We start from the raw sequence: 15902 nt of genomic DNA on the forward strand, positions 1-15902 counted from the left end.
ATGACGGTCAAGAACCTCGAAAACCTGCTGGCCGAAGGTGTTCAGGGCCGCTACGTACTCGTGCGCAGCGACCTGAACGTCCCGCTCGACGGGTCGACGATCACCGACGACGGCCGCGTCCGCGCGGCCCTGCCGACGATCGAGAAGCTCGCCGACGCGGGCGCCAAGGTCGTCGTCACGGCGCACCTGGGCCGCCCGAAGGGCGAGCCCGACGCGAAGTACACGCTGGCGCCGGTCGCGCAGCGGTTGGGCGAGCTGCTCGGCGCCGAGGTCCCGCTCGCCGGTGACCTCGTGGGCGACTCCGCGAAGCAGCTCGTCGGCGGCCTCGCCGACGGCGGCGTGGTGCTGCTGGAAAACGTGCGCTTCGACGCGCGCGAGACCAGCAAGGACGCCGTCGACCGCAGCGAGCTCGCCGCCGAGCTGGCCGCGCTGGTGCCCGGGGGCGCGTTCGTGTCCGACGGGTTCGGCGTGGTGCACCGCAAGCAGGCCTCGGTGTACGAGATCGCCGCGGTGCTGCCGGCCTACGCCGGTGGCCTCGTGCTGGCCGAGCTCGACGTGCTGAAGAAGCTCACCGACGACGTCAAGCGCCCCTACGTGGTGGTGCTCGGCGGCGCGAAGGTGTCGGACAAGCTCGGCGTGATCGCCAACCTGCTGACCAAGGTCGACCGCCTGCTCATCGGCGGCGGCATGGCCTACACCTTCCTCAAGGCCCAGGGCCACGAGGTGGGTCAGTCGCTGCTGCAGGCCGACCAGCTCGACCAGGTGTCGGGCTTCCTCGCCGAAGCCGAGAAGCGTGGTGTCGAGCTCGTGCTGCCGGTCGACGTGCTGGCTGCCACCGAGTTCGCCGCCGACGCCGAGCACGAGGTCGTGGCGGCCACGGCCATCCCGGCCGACCGCCAGGGCCTCGACATCGGCCCGGCCTCGCGTGAGCTGTTCGCGAGCAAGCTGGCCGACGCCGCCACTGTGTTCTGGAACGGCCCGATGGGCGTGTTCGAGTTCGAGGCGTTCTCGGGCGGCACCCGTGCCGTGGCCGAGGCGCTGGTGCGCAGCAACGCGTTCACCGTGGTCGGCGGCGGCGACTCGGCGGCCGCGGTGCGGCAGCTGGGTCTGCCCGAGGACGGCTTCTCCCACATCTCCACGGGCGGCGGTGCCTCCCTGGAGTACCTGGAGGGCAAGGAGCTGCCCGGCGTTTCGGCGTTGGAGGAGAAGAACTAGTGGCGCGCAAGCCGTTGATCGTCGGCAACTGGAAGATGAACCTGAACCACCTCGAGGCGATCGCCTTGGTTCAGAAGATCGCCTTCGCGTTGCCGGAGAAGTACTACGCGAAGGTGGACGTGGCGGTGCTGCCGCCGTTCACGGACATCCGCAGCGTGCAGACCCTCACCGACGGCGACAAGCTGTCGCTCACCTACGGCGCGCAGGACGTGTCCCCGCACGACTCCGGTGCCTACACCGGCGACGTGTCGGGCCCGATGCTCGCGAAGCTGGGCTGCAAGTACGTCGCCGTCGGCCACTCGGAGCGGCGCGAGTACCACGCCGAGACCGACGAGCTGGTCGGCAAGAAGGTGCGCGCCGCGATCAAGCACGGGATCACGCCGATCCTGTGCGTGGGCGAGAAGCTCGAGGTCCGCGAGGCCGGCGAGCACCACGCGCACGCGACGAACCAGCTGCTCGAGGCCCTCAAGGGGCTCAAGGCCGAGCAGGTCAAGGACGTCGTGGTGGCGTACGAGCCGGTGTGGGCCATCGGCACCGGCAAGGTGGCGACGCCCGCCGACGCCGAGGAGGTCTGCAAGACCATCCGCACGGTGCTCGCGGAGAAGTACGGCGACGAGATCGCTTCGGCCGTTCGGGTGCTTTACGGCGGTTCGGTGAAGTCGGGCAACGTGGGCGAGCTGGTGGGCTGCGAGAACATCGACGGTGCTCTCGTGGGTGGCGCGAGCCTCGACGGTGACGAGTTCACCAAACTCTGCGCACTCGCGGCGGGTGGCCCCCTGCCCTGATCGAGGCCACTACCGGGTAACCTGTGTATCCGGTCCGTCACACAGCAGTGGACGAGTCCAGGGGTACGGTTGCTTTCGAGCCGTGCCCCTGCATTCTCCGAAGACCACAGAGGATGACATGAAGCTGTTCCTGCAAATCCTGTTGATCGTCTCCAGCGTGCTGCTGGTGGTGGCCGTGCTGCTCCACCGCGGCCGGGGTGGCGGTCTGTCGTCGCTGTTCGGCGGCGGTATGCAGTCCAGCCTCTCGGGCTCGAGCGTGGCCGAGAAGAACCTCGACCGGATCACCCTGCTGCTGGGTGCGATCTGGCTGATCAGCATCGTGGGCCTCGGCCTGCTGCTCAAGGTCTGACCGGACTCCCCGCTCGGGGCGGCTCGCTGCCCCGCGTGCATCGGCGTGCCTATTGGGGGGCGCGCCGCCGATTCCTAGGTGTGAGGATTCATGGTTGGCGGTAACGCGATTCGCGGCACCCGGGTGGGTGCCGGTCCTTCGGGCGAATCGGAGCGGGGTGAGTCGGCGCCGCGGCGCCGCATCTCCTACTGGTGCGCAAACGGCCACGAGGCCCGCCCGTCGTTCGCGATGGAGGCCGAAATCCCCGACGAGTGGGACTGCCCGCGCTGCGGGCTGCCCGGTGGACAGGACGAGCAGAACCCGCCCGCCGCGCCTCGCACCGAGCCTTACAAGACGCACCTCGCGTACGTCAAGGAGCGCCGCAGCGACGCCGACGGCGAAGCCATCCTCGCGGAGGCCCTCGAGCGGCTGCGCCAGCGTCGGGAACTGATCTAGTTTTTCTCTCGAAACCACCGTCGTCGGTTGATCAACCGACGACGGTGGTTTCGTGCGTTCTGGGGCCTTTCCGACCCACCGCGGCCGCCGTTCTCAACCCGGCTGTGTACCGCTGACGCTGGTCAACCGGAGCATCAGCGAAGTTGTCCACAACGGCACGCAGTTGTGGACAACTCGGCCGCTGTGCGGCTTCGCCCCGGGTTTTGTCGGGGGTGGCCGATAGACTGGACAAGGGACGCCCCCCCCAGGCCGGGCGGGGGTTTTGCCGGGCGGGGGTGTGTGCCGTCAGACCCAGCACGCCGACCCGGTGCGATCAGCGCAGCACCTCGTAGTGCAAGTGCGTCACACCAGGCGCCACGACCGCCTCGATCAGGCGCAGCGACACGTGCGCGGGCAGTGCGTGGAAGAACGGCCGCCCCCCGCCGAGAAGGATGGGGACCTGGTGCAGGACCAGTTCGTCGACGAGGCCGGCCTTCAGGGCCTCCGTGGCCAGGGCGCCGCCCATGAGGCCGATGTCCTTGCCGGCCGCGGTGGTGCGGGCGGTGGCGACGGCGTCGGCCACGGTCGGGGCTTGGACCTGGGTGCCGGCCAGGTCGGTCACCGGGCGGTGGCTCACGACGACCAGCGGCGCGGTCGGATGGGGGCTGCCGCTGCCGAAGCCGCCGGAGTGCTCGTAGGTGGTGCGGCCCGCGACGACCGCGCCGAGGCGGCTCGCGAGGTCGTCGAACAGGCGGGCGCTGGGCTCGCTCAGCTTGAACCCGTCGAACACGCGGCTCGGCGTGTCCCCGGTGAAGTACCAGTCGAACAGCGTGGGTGCGTCGCCGAGGCCGCGGCCGAACTCCTCCCGGCCGTCGGGGGTGCGGCCGCTGATGAAGCCGTCGACCGACACGGCGTGGGCGCTGATGACCTTGCTCATCTTTCCTCCATCAAGTGGGAAACGAAAAATCCGTGCGGGTCATACGCCCGCTTGACCGCCTTCAGCCGGGCGAGGTTGCCGGCGTGGTAGGCGGTGGCTTCGTCGGCGAGGGCCGGATCGGGGAAATTCGGGTAGACGTGACCCGAGCCGTGCGCGGCCGCCCATGAGCGGTCCACCCACGGGCCGTCGCCGATGTGCTCCAGCAGAAAGCGCTCGCTCCGGTGGGCGAAGGCGGTGGCTTCGGACGCGACACGGTTGTACGCGCCGCCCATCGCGGTGAACGCGAGCTCCCGTTGCCCCGACGCCCGTGGCTCGCCGAGTCCGTCGAGCAGGGCGGACAGCGTCCGATCCGGCAGCGAAGAGGCGAAGAACTCCGACCGGATCCGCACCGCCCGATCCTCAGGTGGCGCCGTGAACGTGCCCTTCAACTCGGGAACGGACAGGCCACCCCGGACGGACATCGCGGGCAGCAGCGCGCGCGTTCGCGCCTCACCCAGCGTCGAAGCGCCGAAAAACCGCGCCACCAGGGGAGATCCCGGCGAGGACGTCAGCGTGAGGTTCACCGTGAGCCCGTCCGGTGCGTCCGGCGCCCAGTCCTGCCAAGCCGACACCAGCTCCGCGAGCCCGTCGATCGCGACGGCCTCGACGCGGGTCATCACCGGCGAGGCCACCGGGTTGAACCGCAGCGAGGTCACCACGGCGAAGTGTCCGCCGCCGCCTCCCCGCAACGCCCAGAACAGGTCCGGCTCCCGCTCGTCGTCGCACTCGACGACGCGGCAGTCGGCGAGCACCACCTGCGCGCCGGTGAGCCGGTCGCACGTCAGCCCGTGCTCACGGCCCAGCAGCCCGATCCCGCCGCCGAGGGTGAGGCCGGCGATGCCGACGGTCGGCCCGCACCCGGCGGGCAACGTGCGGCCGTGGGCGTGCAACGCCGAGTACACCTGGGAAAGCCTTGCGCCACCACCGATCGCGGCCACGCTCACCTCATCCATTGTGGACAGATCGAGCACGATCCCGTCCGTGGACGACCGGCCCGCGAAGCAGTGCCCGCCGCCGCGCACGGCCAAGGGAAGTCCCGTGGACGCCGCGTGCCGAAGAGCGGCGACGACGTCCGCGACCGACCGGCACCGCGCCACGAGCCGCGGCCGCACGTCCCGGAACGCCGGGTTCACGGGCCGGCGCACGGCTTCGTAGCCGGGGGAGCCGGGGCGGAAGACTTCAACCATGCCCCGACCCTACGAAGCGCACCGCCCGGGCTTCTTGAACAAAACGCGCACGCTCAGCGCCCGGCGAGGAAGGGCGCGTACGACGCAGCGTGGTCGTGCCCGCACAGGCACCGATCGACGTCCCCGCCGAGCAGGCCGCGCGGCGTCAGGCCGGTGAGCCGCAGGCATTCGCGGCTCAGGTGCGCCTGGTCCGCGTACCCGACGTCGACCGCCAGCCCGGCCACGCCGTCCGCCCCGAGCCGCCCGGACGCGGTGACACCGGCCTGGGCCAGCGCCAGGAACCCCTGGAAGCGCAGCGTCCGCTGGAGCACTTTGGGACCCATCCCCACGGCGTTCAGGCACCGGCGGCGCAGCTGGCTCGGCGACAGCGCGAGGTGACCGGCCAGCGCGGCGATGTCGACGCTGTGCCACGGCATCAACGCCCGCACGGCCTCATTCACCAACGGGTCCGCGCCACCGGCCGCGCGGAACTCCCGCAGCAGATGCGCCTGGACCACGTCGAGCGCGAGCTCGGGCGTCGCCGCGCCGCCCACCGCGTCCACGAGCCGCTCGGCCGGCGCACCCCACAGCTCGGCCAGGCCCACGCGCTGGTCGACCAGGTCGTCGAGCGCCGCCGGCAGCGGCGGCGTGGCACCGGGCCGGAACCGGGTGCCGACGAGCGTGGTGTGCGGCGGGATGACCTCGACGTGCGGGCCCGTCAGCGGGCCGAGCAGCCGGGGCCGCCCGCCGATCGGCCAGTGCAGCTCGACACCGCCCGTGGGCAGGTGGCGCTGCACGTAGGGCGCGGCGCCGGTCCGCTGGACCCAGACGGTGCGCACCACGCCCGCGAGCTGCGGCACCGGCGGCCGCTCGACGTACGAGGTCACCCCGGCACTGAAGCGTGCGAGCGGATCGGCGTCAAGACGCGGCGAAGGGGTGGCACCCCCGTCACGCCGGATCGCGGCGCACACCAGGGGGCCACCCCTTCGACCTGCGGGGGACCGGGACAACCCGGATCAGCGGTCCAGCGGATACCTGGCCCGCACGCGGAAGCCGCCGTCTTCGGTGTCCGAGGTTTCGAAGCTGCCGCCCAGCAGCCGGGCGCGTTCGGCGAGGCCGGTGAGGCCGTGGCCGCCCGAGGGCAGGTGCTCGCCGGCGCGGGCCGCGCGTTCGTTGCGGACCTCGATGTTCAACGCGCCGCTGCCGCCCTGGATGCGGATGGTGGCGGTGGCGCCGGGGGCGTGCTTGTGGACGTTGGTGAGGCACTCCTGCACCGTGCGGTACGCGGCGGCCGACACCTGGCTCGGCACGGTGTCCGGCAGGCGTTCGACGGTCAGGTGCACCGGGACGTCCGCCGTGCGGATCAGGTGGTCGAGCTCGCCGATGCCGGGGCGGGGCCCGTCGTCCTCGGCGCCCGAGCGCAGCACGCTCACCAGCGAGCGCAGTTCCTCCAGCGTGCGGGTGGAGAGCTGGCGGATGACCTGCGCGGTCTGCAGCGACGCACCGTCGGTGGTCTGGGCCTGCAGCGCGCCGGCCTGCATGGCGATGAGGGTGATCTGGTGGGAGACGACGTCGTGCATCTCGCGCGCCAGGCGGGCGCGTTCCTCGGCGCGCACGGCGTCGGCGTGGAAGCGGCGTTCGCGGTCGCGGCTGGTGGCCAGCTCGGCGAGCTTCGCGGAGATCTCCGCGCGGGCGCCGATCAGCAGGCCGATCGCGATGGGCATGCCCGCCACGAGCACGCCGTAGATGCCGTCGAGCACGTGCTCGCGCCAGCTGAGCTGGGCGAAGTCGTCGAGCGGCCACTGCACGAACCGGCAGGTGAACACCAGCCCGGCGCCCACCCAGGTCTGCCAGTGGATCTGGCGCTTGGTCGCGAGCGTGCCCAGCGTGATCATCGACGCCAGCTGCGCCCACCCCGCGAGGAAGCCCGGCACCGCCAGCACCACCGCGAGGAACGGGAACTTCCGCCGCAGCACCACGGCCAGGCAGGCCGCGGCCGACAGGTAGATCGAATACGGCGGGGCTTTCGGCGGGATCACCAGCCACACGTCGAGCACAGCCAGCAGCACGGCGACCGTCTCGACCCCGACCGTCGTCGCGAACGGCCGGCGGATCGAGGCGAACGCACGGCCCAGGCTGAACTTCCGGACCCGATCGGCCGCCCCCGCGCCGGGGCTGCCCATCGAGATTCCTGGAATCGAGAGTCCCTCAGTGCTCATGCGGCGACCCCATTCGTCTTGTGGACTTGGTGATGAGATGCGCCGGACACCCGATCGGGACGCGCGGCGAGCAACAAATGTGCGGATGCTAACGAGAAGACGTGTGACGACGGTAAGTTTCACCCGGATCCACAACTTTGGTCGTCTGATCTCCATCACTACGGCAAGCAAGTGACCCGCAGAAGTCTGACGTCACCTTGTGTCGATCACAACACCCTACGTTCACCTTACGGGTGATTCCACATACTGGTGAGCCGCTCTTCGGAGTAGTCGTCACTGGTCCGTTCGGCACATGAATGATCTTCACGCTTCCGGGTGGCGCGGGTCAGCCGGACGAGCGGGACCGGAAACCCACGGTCAGGACAGCGCAAGACAGCAAAAGCGCAGCAAGAAGGCCGCCCCGGGCGAACCCGGAGCGGCCTTCGAGCAGAACAGGACCTACGCGGTCGGCGGCTCGTACACCTTCGTCAGCTTCCCGGCCGCCGAGCGGTCCAGGAGCCACAGCGTCCGCCGGTAGCCGCGGGCACCCGACACGGGCACCTGCACCTCCGGCGCACCCGACAGAGCCAGCGACACGGCCTCGGCCTTGGCGGCGCCAGCCGTCATCAGCCACACCTCACGCGCCCGGCGGATGGCCGGCAGCGTGAGCGACACGCGGGTCGGCGGCGGCTTGGGGCAGTCGCGCACCGCCACCACCGAAAGCCCCGTCTCGTGCACGGCCGGCGAGTCCGGGAACACCGAGGCGGTGTGCCCTTCCCCGCCGAGCCCGAGCAGGCAGATGTCGAACGCGGGCACGCCGCCCTCGTCCGGCCCCGCGTTGGCGGCCAGCACCTGCGCGTACGCCGCGGCCGCGGCGTCCACGTCGGCACCGAACTCGCCGTCGGACGGCGCCATCACGTGCACGCGCTTCGGGTCCAGCGGCACGTGGTCCAGCAGGGCCTCGCGCGCGCCCTTCTCGTTGCGCTCGTCGGAGCCGGCCGGCACGAACCGCTCGTCGCCCCAGTAGACGTCGAGGCGCGACCAGTCGATCGCGTCGCGCGCGCTCGAGCGGTTCAGCTCCTCGAGCACCGCGATGCCCGTGCCACCGCCGGTGAGCACGACCGACGCCGAACCCTTGGCCGCCTGCACGTCGACGATCCGGGTGACCAGCCGCGCCGCCACGGCCGCCGCCAGCAGGTCGGCGTTCCCGTAGACGACGACCTCCGTCCGGCTCACGAAGTGCTCTTTTCCGCCTTGGCCTTGCCGGCCTTCTTCGCCGGGGCCTTGGCAGCCGCCGGCTTCGCGGCAGGGGCCGCCTTCGCAGTGGCCGGCGCCTTCGCCGCCGCGGTCGGCGCGGCGATCTTCGGCAGCCCGTGCAGCGAAGCCTCGTAGACCTCGTCCGGGTCGAGCCGCCGCAGCTCCTCGACCAGGCACTCCGGGTTGCTCCGCCGCTGCAGCGCGATGCGCCGCGTGGGCTGGCCCGGCTGCGTCAACGTGCCGACGCGGCCGTCGGGCCGAGTGAGCTCCACCGAACCCGAACGCCGTTCGAGCTGCACGGAGATGATGCCCTGCGCGCTGGAGCTCTTGATCCGCTTCACCGGCACCTTGAGGTACTCGGCGAGCCAGCCCGCCAGCAGCTCCGTGGACGGCGAGTCGGCCTCACCGGTCACGGTCGCACCCGTGATCTTCTCGTACGGCGGCAGGTCGAGCGCCGACACGAGCTGCGCACGCCAGTGCGTCAGCCGCGTCCACGCCAGGTCCGTGTCGCCCTCCACGTAGGCCTTCGCCCGCGTGGTCAGCGCCCTTATGGGGCTCTTCTCCGCGGCCGAGTCGGTGATGCGCCGCTGCGCGATCTGCCCCAGCGGGTCTTCCGCCGGGGCCTTGGGGCCGGCGCCCGGCCACCAGGTGACGATCGGCGCGTCGGGCAGCAGCAGCGGCACGACCGCGCTCTGGCCCTGCGCGGCCAGCGGCCCGTAGAGGCGCAGCACGATGACCTCGCTCGCGCCGGCGTCGCCGCCCACGCGGATCTGGCCGTCGATGCGCGGAGCCGCCGTGCGGGCGCCCTTCGCGACCACGATCACGCGCGACGGGTGCTCCCGGCTCGCGTGGTTCGCAGCCTCGATGGCCTCCTCGAGCTTGGCGTCGTCGTCCGCCACGATGACCAGGGTCAGCACCCGGCCCAGCGCGACCTGGCCGCCCTGGTCGCGGATCTCCACCAGCTTCTTGTTGAGCTGCGAAGTCGTGGTGGATGGCAGGTCGATGATCACGGACGCCTCCAGTGTTCTTGCGGGATACCCGCACCCAGTCGGCGCCCGCGATCAGCTTCGCGATTGTGGATCACGGACGCCTCCAGTTCCGGCCCGTACGCTCCAGCATCTCGTCGGCGCTCGCCGGACCCCAGGTGCCCGGTGCGTACTGCTCCGGCGCGCCTTCCTTGGCCCAGTTCTCGAGGATCGGGTCGAGGATCTCCCAGGAGAGCTCCACCTCCTCGTTGACCGGGAACAGCGACGGCTCGCCCAGCAGCACGTCGAGGATCAGCCGCTCGTAGGCCTCGGGGGAGGACTCGGTGAAGGCGTGGCCGTAGCCGAAGTCCATGGTGACGTCGCGGACCTCCATCGTGGTCCCCGGCACCTTCGACCCGAACCGCAGCGTGATGCCCTCGTCGGGCTGCACGCGGATGACCAGCGCGTTCTGGCCCAGCTCCTCGGTGGAGGTGGAGTCGAACGGCAGGTGCGGCGCGCGCTTGAACACCACGGCGATCTCCGTGACGCGCCGGCCCAGCCGCTTGCCCGTGCGCAGGTAGAACGGCACGCCCGCCCAGCGGCGGTTCTGCACCTCCAGCGTCACGGCGGCGTAGGTCTCGGTCTTGGAGTCCTTCGCGAAGCCCGCTTCCTGCAGCAGGCCCGGCACCTTCATGCCGCCCTGCCAGCCGCCGGCGTACTGCCCGCGCGCGGTGGTCTCGTCGAAGGGGCCCATCGGCTTGGTCGCCGCCAGCACCTTCGCCTTCTCCGAGCGCAGCGCCTTCGGCTCGAACGAGAGCGGCTCGTCCATCGCCGTGAGCGCGAGCAGCTGCAGCAGGTGGTTCTGGATGACGTCGCGCGCGGCGCCGATCCCGTCGTAGTACCCCGCGCGGCCGCCGAGACCGATGTCCTCGGCCATGGTGATCTGCACGTGGTCGATGTAGTTCGCGTTCCAGATCGGCTCGAACATCTGGTTCGCGAACCGCAGCGCCAGCAGGTTCTGCACCGTCTCCTTGCCGAGGTAGTGGTCGATGCGGAACACCGACTCCTCGGGGAAGACGTCGTTCACGATCCCGTTGAGCTCCTTGGCGCTCTTGAGGTCGTGGCCGAACGGCTTCTCGATGACCACGCGGCGCCAGGTGTTGGCGTCGGTGTCGGCGAGGCCCGAGCGGGCCAGCTGCTTGGTCACGACCGGGAACGCGCCCGGCGGGATGGAGAGGTAGAACGCCGTGTTGCCGCCGGTGCCGCGTTCGGAGTCCAGGTCCTTCACGGTCTGGGCGAGGCGGTCGAACGCATCGTCGTCGTCGAAAGTGCCCTGCACGAAGCGGATGCCTTCGGCGAGCCGGTTCCACACCGACTCCTTGAACGGCGTGCGCGCGTGCTCGCGCACCGAGTCGTGCACCAGCTCGCCGAAGTCCTGGTGCTCCCAGTCGCGGCGCGCGAACCCGACCAGCGAGAAGCCGGCGGGCAGCAGGCCGCGGTGGGCCAGGTCGTAGATGGCGGGCATGAGCTTCTTGCGCGCCAGGTCGCCGGTCACCCCGAAGATCACCAGGCTCGACGGGCCCGCGATGCGCGGGAGCCGCTTGTCCCGCGGGTCCCGCAGCGGGTTGTTCCAACTGGTCACTCGCCGGCCTCCTGTACTGCCCGCACGAGCTCGGCCAGCCCGGCGGCCCGGTCCGTCAGGTGCAGGCGCAGCACCGGGCGGCCGTGCTCGGCCAGGACCTGACCGTCGCCGAGCGCCTGCGCGTGCTGCAGCTGACCCAGGGTGTAGGGGCGGTCCGGCACGGCCAGGTCCTCGGCGGGCGCGCCGGTGATCTGGAGGAAACTGCCGTTCTGGTGGCCGCCCTTGTGGTATTGCCCGGTGGAGTGCAGGAACCGCGGACCCCAGCCGAACGTCGTCTGCACGCCGGTGCGCTTGGCGATCTCGCCGCGCAGCAGCGAGGTCGACGCGTCGTCGAGCCGGTCGAGGTAGGCCTGCACCGCGAAGTAGCCGCCATCGGCGACCGAGCCGAAGAACGCGCGCAGCACGTCCACCAGCTTTCCTTCCGTGGCAACGCCTTCCGAACCGAAGACCTCGACGGAACCGTCCACAGTGGCCGGCGTCTCCTTGCCGGACAGCTTCTCGGGTTCGTCCAGCAACGCGCGCGCGGCCTTCTTCGCGGCCTCGACGTCGGGCTGGTCGAACGGGTTGATCCCGATCAGCCGGCCCGCGAGCGCGGTCGCGAACTCCCACAGGAGGAACTGCGCGCCGAGCGGTCCCGTCACCGAGATCTTCGCCGCACCTTCCGGAGCGCCGATCGCGACCGGGGTCGCGTCGGACTTCGCGTCGGCGAAGCCGGGGGCCTCGGGGCCCTCGACGGCCACCGGCAGCAGGCCGGTGCCCAGCTTGCCGGTCGACTCGGCGATCAGCTGCTCCGCCCAGTCCGGGAAACCCTTGATGCCCGAACCGCTGTCAGCGAGCACGACCTTCTCCGCGCCACCCTCGTGGGCGGCGGCCCAGGCGGCCGCGAGCTTGACCGCCGGGTTGTCGGCCGAGTCGGTGCCGAGCGTCTCGGCCACCGCGGCGGCCTGGTCCAGCAGGCGTGCGATGTCCGCGCCCGCGAGGCCGGCCGGCACGAGACCGAACGCGGTCAGCGCCGAGTAGCGGCCGCCGACGTGCGGGTCGGCCAGGAAGGTCTTGCGATAACCCTCCTTTTCGGACAGCTCCGAGAACGGCGAGCCCGGGTCGGTCACGACCACGATCCGCCGCGCGGCGTCGATTCCCGCTTCGGTGAACGCCTTCGCGAAGATGCGCCGGTGGCTGTCGGTCTCCACGGTGCCGCCCGACTTCGACGACACCACGATCACCGTGCGTTCGAGGTCACCCGCGAGCGCGTCGGCGACCTGGCCCGCGTCGGTCGTGTCGAGCACGGTCAGCGGCACCTGGGCGGTGGCCGTGATGACCTCCGGCGCGAGCGACGAGCCGCCCATGCCGGCGAGCACCACGCGGTCCACGCCCTCAGCCTGCAGCTCCGCGCGCAGGGCCTCGATCTCGCCGATCAGCGGCCGCGACGACTTGTGCAGCGACGTCCACGAGAGCCGGATCGACGCCTCGGACTCGGCGTCCGGTCCCCACAGCGTCGCGTCCTGCGCGGCGAGCTTCGACGCGGCCTGGTCGGCGACGAGCCGCTCGACCAGCGGAGCCGCTTTGCCTGCCAGTTCGGCGTCGACGAGCTCGACGCCGGTTTCGTCCCCTGTCATGGTCTGACTTCAGCCCTTCGCCTTGTCCAGCTGGCCGGTCACGGTCTCGATCAGTTCCGCCCACGACTTCTCGAACTTCTCGACACCCTCGGTCTCGAGGGTCACGAACACGTCCGGGACGTCGATGCCGACGGCGCTCAGCTTGTCGAACACCGCCTGCGCCTCGTCGCCGCGGCCGGTCACCGTGTCGCCGGTGATCTCGGCGTGGTCGGCCACCGCGTCCATGGTCTTCTCCGGCATCGTGTTCACGATGTCGCGGACCACGAGCTGGTCGACGTAGCGGGTGTCGGAGTAGGCCGGGTCCTTGACGCCGGTCGAGGCCCACAGTGGACGCTGCGCGTTTGCGCCGGCGGCGGCGAGCGCCTTCCAGCGGTCGCTCGCGAAGAGCTCCTCGAACTTGGCGTAGGCGAGCCGGGTGTTCGCGATGGCCGCCTCGCCGAGCAGCGCCTTGGCCTCGTCGGTGCCGATCTTGTTCAGGCGCTTGTCGACCTCGGTGTCCACACGGGACACGAAGAACGACGCGACCGAGTGGATGCCCTTGAGGTCGTGGCCGTTGGCCTTGGCCTGCTCCAGGCCGGCGAAGAAGGCCTCGATGACCTGCGCGTAGCGCTCGACGGAGAAGATCAGCGTGACGTTGATGCTGATGCCCTCGGCCAGGGCTGCGGTGATGGCCGGCAGGCCGGCGTCGGTCGCCGGGATCTTGACCATCAGGTTGGGCCGGTCCACGGCCTTCCACAGGTCCTTGGCCTCGGCGATCGTCTTCTCGGTGTCACGCGCCAGGCGCGGGTCGACCTCGATGGACACGCGGCCGTCGACGCCGTTCGTGGCGTTGTAGGTCTCGCGGAACAGGTCGGCGGCGTTGCGCACGTCCGAGGTCGTGAGCTCGCGGACCGTGCCGTCGAGGTCCGCGCCGCGGTCGGCGAGCTCCTTGACCTGCGCGTCGTAGGCCTCGCCGTGGGACAGCGCGTTGGCGAAGATCGTCGGGTTGGTCGTGACGCCCACGACGTGCTTGTCGCGGATGAGCGCGGCGAGGTTGCCGCTGTTGAGGCGTTCGCGGGACAGGTCGTCGAGCCAGATGGAGACGCCCGCCTCCGACAGCTGCGCGAGCCGATCAGTGGTGCTCATGGTGATCCTTTCAGTTCTTGGTGTTGGCGAGCGAACGACGGGCGGCCTCGACGACCTTTTCCGGAGTGAAACCGAACTCACGGAACAGTGTGGCCGCGTCGGCCGAAGCGCCGAAGTGCTCGAGCGAAACGTTCACCCCGGCGTCACCGGTGAAGCGGTGCCACGACTGGGCGACGCCGGCTTCCACGGAGACGCGCGCCTTCACGGCGGGCGGCAGCACCGAGTCGCGGTACGCCTGGTCCTGCGCGTCGAACCACTCGACGCACGGCATCGAGACGACGCGGGTCGCCACGCCGTCGGCCTCGAGGGTCTTGCGGGCCGCGACGGCCAGCTGCACCTCGGAGCCGGTGGCGATGAGCACGACCTCGGGGGTGCCGTTCGAGGCGTCTTCGAGGACGTACCCGCCTCGCTTCACGCCTTCCGCGCTGGTGCCCTCGAGCACCGGCAGGTTCTGGCGGGTCAGCGCGAGACCGCTCGGGTGGTGAATGTCCTCCAGCACGGCCTTCCACGCGTAGGCGGTCTCGTTGGCGTCCGCCGGGCGGACGACGTTGAGGCCCGGCACGGCGCGCAGCGCGGAGAGCTGCTCGACCGGCTGGTGGGTGGGGCCGTCCTCGCCGAGGCCGATGGAGTCGTGCGTCCACACGTAGGTGGTGGGCAGGCCCATCAGCGCCGCGAGCCGGACCGGCGGGCGCATGTAGTCGGAGAAGATGAGGAACGTGGCGCCGTAGGGCCGCGTGCCGCCGTGCAGCGCGATGCCGTTGAGGATCGAGCCCATCGCGTGCTCGCGGATGCCGAAGTGCAGCGTGCGGCCGTACGGGTTGGCGTTCCAGGCCGACGTGCTGGCCTTTGCCGGGCCGAACGAGTCGGCGCCCTTCATCGTGGTGTTGTTGCTCTCGGCCAGGTCGGCCGAACCGCCCCACAGCTCGGGCAGCGGGTCGCGCAGCGCGTTGAGGACCTCGCCGGAGGCTTTGCGGGTCGCGATGCCCTTGGGGTCCGGGTCCCAGTGCGGCAGGTTGTCGGCGAAGCCCTCGGGCAGCGTGCGCGTGGCCATGCGGTCGGCCAGCGCCTTGCGCTCCGGGTTCGCCGCGGCCCACGCGTCGTAGCGCTCCTGCCACTCGGCGTGCGCCTGCTTGCCGCGCTCGAGCGCCTTGCGGGTGTGCTCGATCACCTCGTCGTCGACCTGGAAGGTGCGCTCGACGTCGAAGTCGAGGATCTCCTTGACGGCCTTGATCTCGTCGGCCCCGAGGGCGGCGCCGTGGGCCTTGCCGGTGTTCATCTTCGTGGGCGCCGGGTAGCCGATCACGGTCCGCACGGCGATGAACGAGGGCCGGGTCGTCTCGGCCTGCGCGGCCTTGATCGCGGCCTCGAGCGCGGTCACGTTCTCGCCGCCCTCGACGAGCTGCGTGTGCCAGCCGTAGGCCTCGTAGCGGGCCAGGGTGTCCTCGGACAACGCGATGTTCGTGTCGTCCTCGATCGAGATCTTGTTGTCGTCCCAGAAGAGGATGAGGTTGCCCAGCTCCTGGCGGCCCGCGATCGACGAGGCCTCGGAGGTGACGCCCTCTTCGATGTCGCCGTCGGAGGCGATCGCGTAGATGTGGTGGTCGTAGATGCTCTCGCCGGGCGCGGCGTCGGGGTCGAGCAGACCGCGCTCGCGCCGGGCGGCCATCGCCATGCCCACCGCGTTGGCCAGGCCCTGGCCCAGCGGGCCGGTGGTGGTCTCGACGCCCTTGGTGTGGCCGTACTCCGGGTGGCCCGGGGTCAGCGAGCCCCACGTGCGCAGGGACTTGAGGTCGTCGAGCTCCAGGCCGTAGCCGGCGAGGTAGAGCTGGATGTAGAGCGTGAGGCTGGAGTGGCCCGCCGAGAGGACGAACCGGTCGCGGCCGCGCCAGTGCGGGTCGGCCGGGTCGTGGCGCATCGTCCGCTGGAAGAGCGTGTACGCGAGCGGGGCGAGGCTCATCGCGGTGCCCGGGTGACCGCTGCCGACCTTCTCGACGGCGTCCGCGGCGAGGACCCGGACGGTGTCGACGGCGCGGGTGTCGGTCCCGGTCCAGTCGGCGGGCACGTCACGCCGGAGCAAAGGGTTGTTCTCGCTGGTAGAGGCGGTTTCGGACACTGAACTCGAACTCCCCGTCCTGAGGTTGTCGCTTGCTTTCCCTAGTGGTGTAGCCGGTGCGCACTGCCAGTAATCTCAATC

At 71.0% G+C, this 15902-nt stretch carries 14 protein-coding genes; 4 read left to right on the forward strand and 10 right to left on the reverse strand.

The annotated features are described in order from the left end of the window. From ACWEOE_RS36500 to ACWEOE_RS36515, 4 genes are all read left to right on the forward strand, one after another. Positions 1–1215, forward strand: a complete 1215-nt coding sequence (locus tag ACWEOE_RS36500; RefSeq protein ID WP_452017425.1) for a phosphoglycerate kinase — start codon at positions 1–3, stop codon at positions 1213–1215. Then, positions 1215–2000, forward strand: coding sequence for a triose-phosphate isomerase (tpiA, locus tag ACWEOE_RS36505; RefSeq protein WP_452017427.1), 786 nt, complete (start codon positions 1215–1217; stop codon positions 1998–2000). Before ACWEOE_RS36500 ends, tpiA begins: the two co-directional genes overlap by 1 nt. A 118-nt stretch (positions 2001–2118) precedes the next feature. Then, a complete protein-coding gene (gene secG / locus ACWEOE_RS36510; RefSeq protein WP_220238698.1) occupies positions 2119–2349 on the forward strand; it encodes a preprotein translocase subunit SecG in 231 nt (76 codons plus the stop codon). A gap of 90 nt (positions 2350–2439) precedes the next feature. Continuing rightward, a complete protein-coding gene (locus ACWEOE_RS36515) occupies positions 2440–2784 on the forward strand; it encodes an RNA polymerase-binding protein RbpA (protein WP_220238699.1) in 345 nt (114 codons plus the stop codon). A gap of 313 nt (positions 2785–3097) precedes the next feature. Here ACWEOE_RS36515 and ACWEOE_RS36520 read toward each other — a convergent pair whose 3' ends face one another. The 10 genes from ACWEOE_RS36520 to tkt form a co-directional block, all read right to left on the reverse strand. Further along, on the reverse strand, positions 3098–3700 hold the full coding sequence (locus ACWEOE_RS36520) for a dihydrofolate reductase family protein (RefSeq protein WP_452017430.1): 603 nt from the start codon (positions 3698–3700) through the stop codon (positions 3098–3100). Then, positions 3697–4926, reverse strand: a complete 1230-nt coding sequence (locus tag ACWEOE_RS36525) for an FAD-binding oxidoreductase (protein ID WP_452017432.1) — start codon at positions 4924–4926, stop codon at positions 3697–3699. Before ACWEOE_RS36525 ends, ACWEOE_RS36520 begins: the two co-directional genes overlap by 4 nt. A 53-nt stretch (positions 4927–4979) precedes the next feature. After that, entirely contained in the window at positions 4980–5792 is an 813-nt protein-coding gene (locus ACWEOE_RS36530) for a helix-turn-helix domain-containing protein (RefSeq protein WP_452017434.1), read from the reverse strand. 129 nt (positions 5793–5921) lie between these two features. Then, positions 5922–7088 carry a sensor histidine kinase gene (locus tag ACWEOE_RS36535; protein ID WP_452017487.1) on the reverse strand — a complete coding sequence of 389 codons (1167 nt, stop codon included), beginning with the start codon at positions 7086–7088 and terminating at the stop codon, positions 5922–5924. Positions 7089–7562: 474 nt separating this feature from the next. Beyond that, entirely contained in the window at positions 7563–8339 is a 777-nt protein-coding gene (gene pgl, locus ACWEOE_RS36540) for a 6-phosphogluconolactonase (protein WP_452017436.1), read from the reverse strand. Continuing rightward, entirely contained in the window at positions 8336–9370 is a 1035-nt protein-coding gene (gene opcA / locus ACWEOE_RS36545; protein WP_452017438.1) for a glucose-6-phosphate dehydrogenase assembly protein OpcA, read from the reverse strand. The genes pgl and opcA overlap by 4 nt, the downstream gene beginning before the upstream one ends. A gap of 70 nt (positions 9371–9440) precedes the next feature. Next, the gene (gene zwf / locus ACWEOE_RS36550) at positions 9441–10967 is read right to left on the reverse strand and encodes a glucose-6-phosphate dehydrogenase (protein WP_452017440.1); all 1527 of its coding nucleotides are present in this window, start codon (positions 10965–10967) and stop codon (positions 9441–9443) included. Then, entirely contained in the window at positions 10964–12583 is a 1620-nt protein-coding gene (locus ACWEOE_RS36555) for a glucose-6-phosphate isomerase (RefSeq protein WP_452017442.1), read from the reverse strand. The genes zwf and ACWEOE_RS36555 overlap by 4 nt, the downstream gene beginning before the upstream one ends. Positions 12584–12592: 9 nt before the next feature. Further along, positions 12593–13708: a transaldolase gene (gene tal, locus ACWEOE_RS36560; protein WP_452017444.1), complete on the reverse strand. Its 1116-nt coding sequence runs from the start codon at positions 13706–13708 to the stop codon at positions 12593–12595. Positions 13709–13718: 10 nt separating this feature from the next. Beyond that, positions 13719–15821, reverse strand: a complete 2103-nt coding sequence (tkt, locus tag ACWEOE_RS36565; RefSeq protein WP_452017446.1) for a transketolase — start codon at positions 15819–15821, stop codon at positions 13719–13721. Positions 15822–15902: the final 81 nt, after the last annotated feature.

It is taken from the genome of Amycolatopsis sp. NPDC004368 (genome assembly GCF_053602515.1).

Bases quoted from the DNA above. Each gene is read 5' to 3' on its own strand.
- tal (WP_452017444.1), bottom strand. From the start codon at position 13,708: ATGAGCACCACTGATCGGCTCGCGCAGCTGTCGGAGGCGGGCGTCTCC.
- ACWEOE_RS36520 (WP_452017430.1), bottom strand. From the start codon at position 3,700: ATGAGCAAGGTCATCAGCGCCCACGCCGTGTCGGTCGACGGCTTCATC.
- ACWEOE_RS36525 (WP_452017432.1), bottom strand. From the start codon at position 4,926: ATGGTTGAAGTCTTCCGCCCCGGCTCCCCCGGCTACGAAGCCGTGCGC.
- ACWEOE_RS36535 (WP_452017487.1), bottom strand. From the start codon at position 7,088: ATGGGCAGCCCCGGCGCGGGGGCGGCCGATCGGGTCCGGAAGTTCAGC.
- ACWEOE_RS36500 (WP_452017425.1), top strand. From the start codon at position 1: ATGACGGTCAAGAACCTCGAAAACCTGCTGGCCGAAGGTGTTCAGGGC.
- secG (WP_220238698.1), top strand. From the start codon at position 2,119: ATGAAGCTGTTCCTGCAAATCCTGTTGATCGTCTCCAGCGTGCTGCTG.
- ACWEOE_RS36555 (WP_452017442.1), bottom strand. From the start codon at position 12,583: ATGACAGGGGACGAAACCGGCGTCGAGCTCGTCGACGCCGAACTGGCA.
- ACWEOE_RS36515 (WP_220238699.1), top strand. From the start codon at position 2,440: ATGGTTGGCGGTAACGCGATTCGCGGCACCCGGGTGGGTGCCGGTCCT.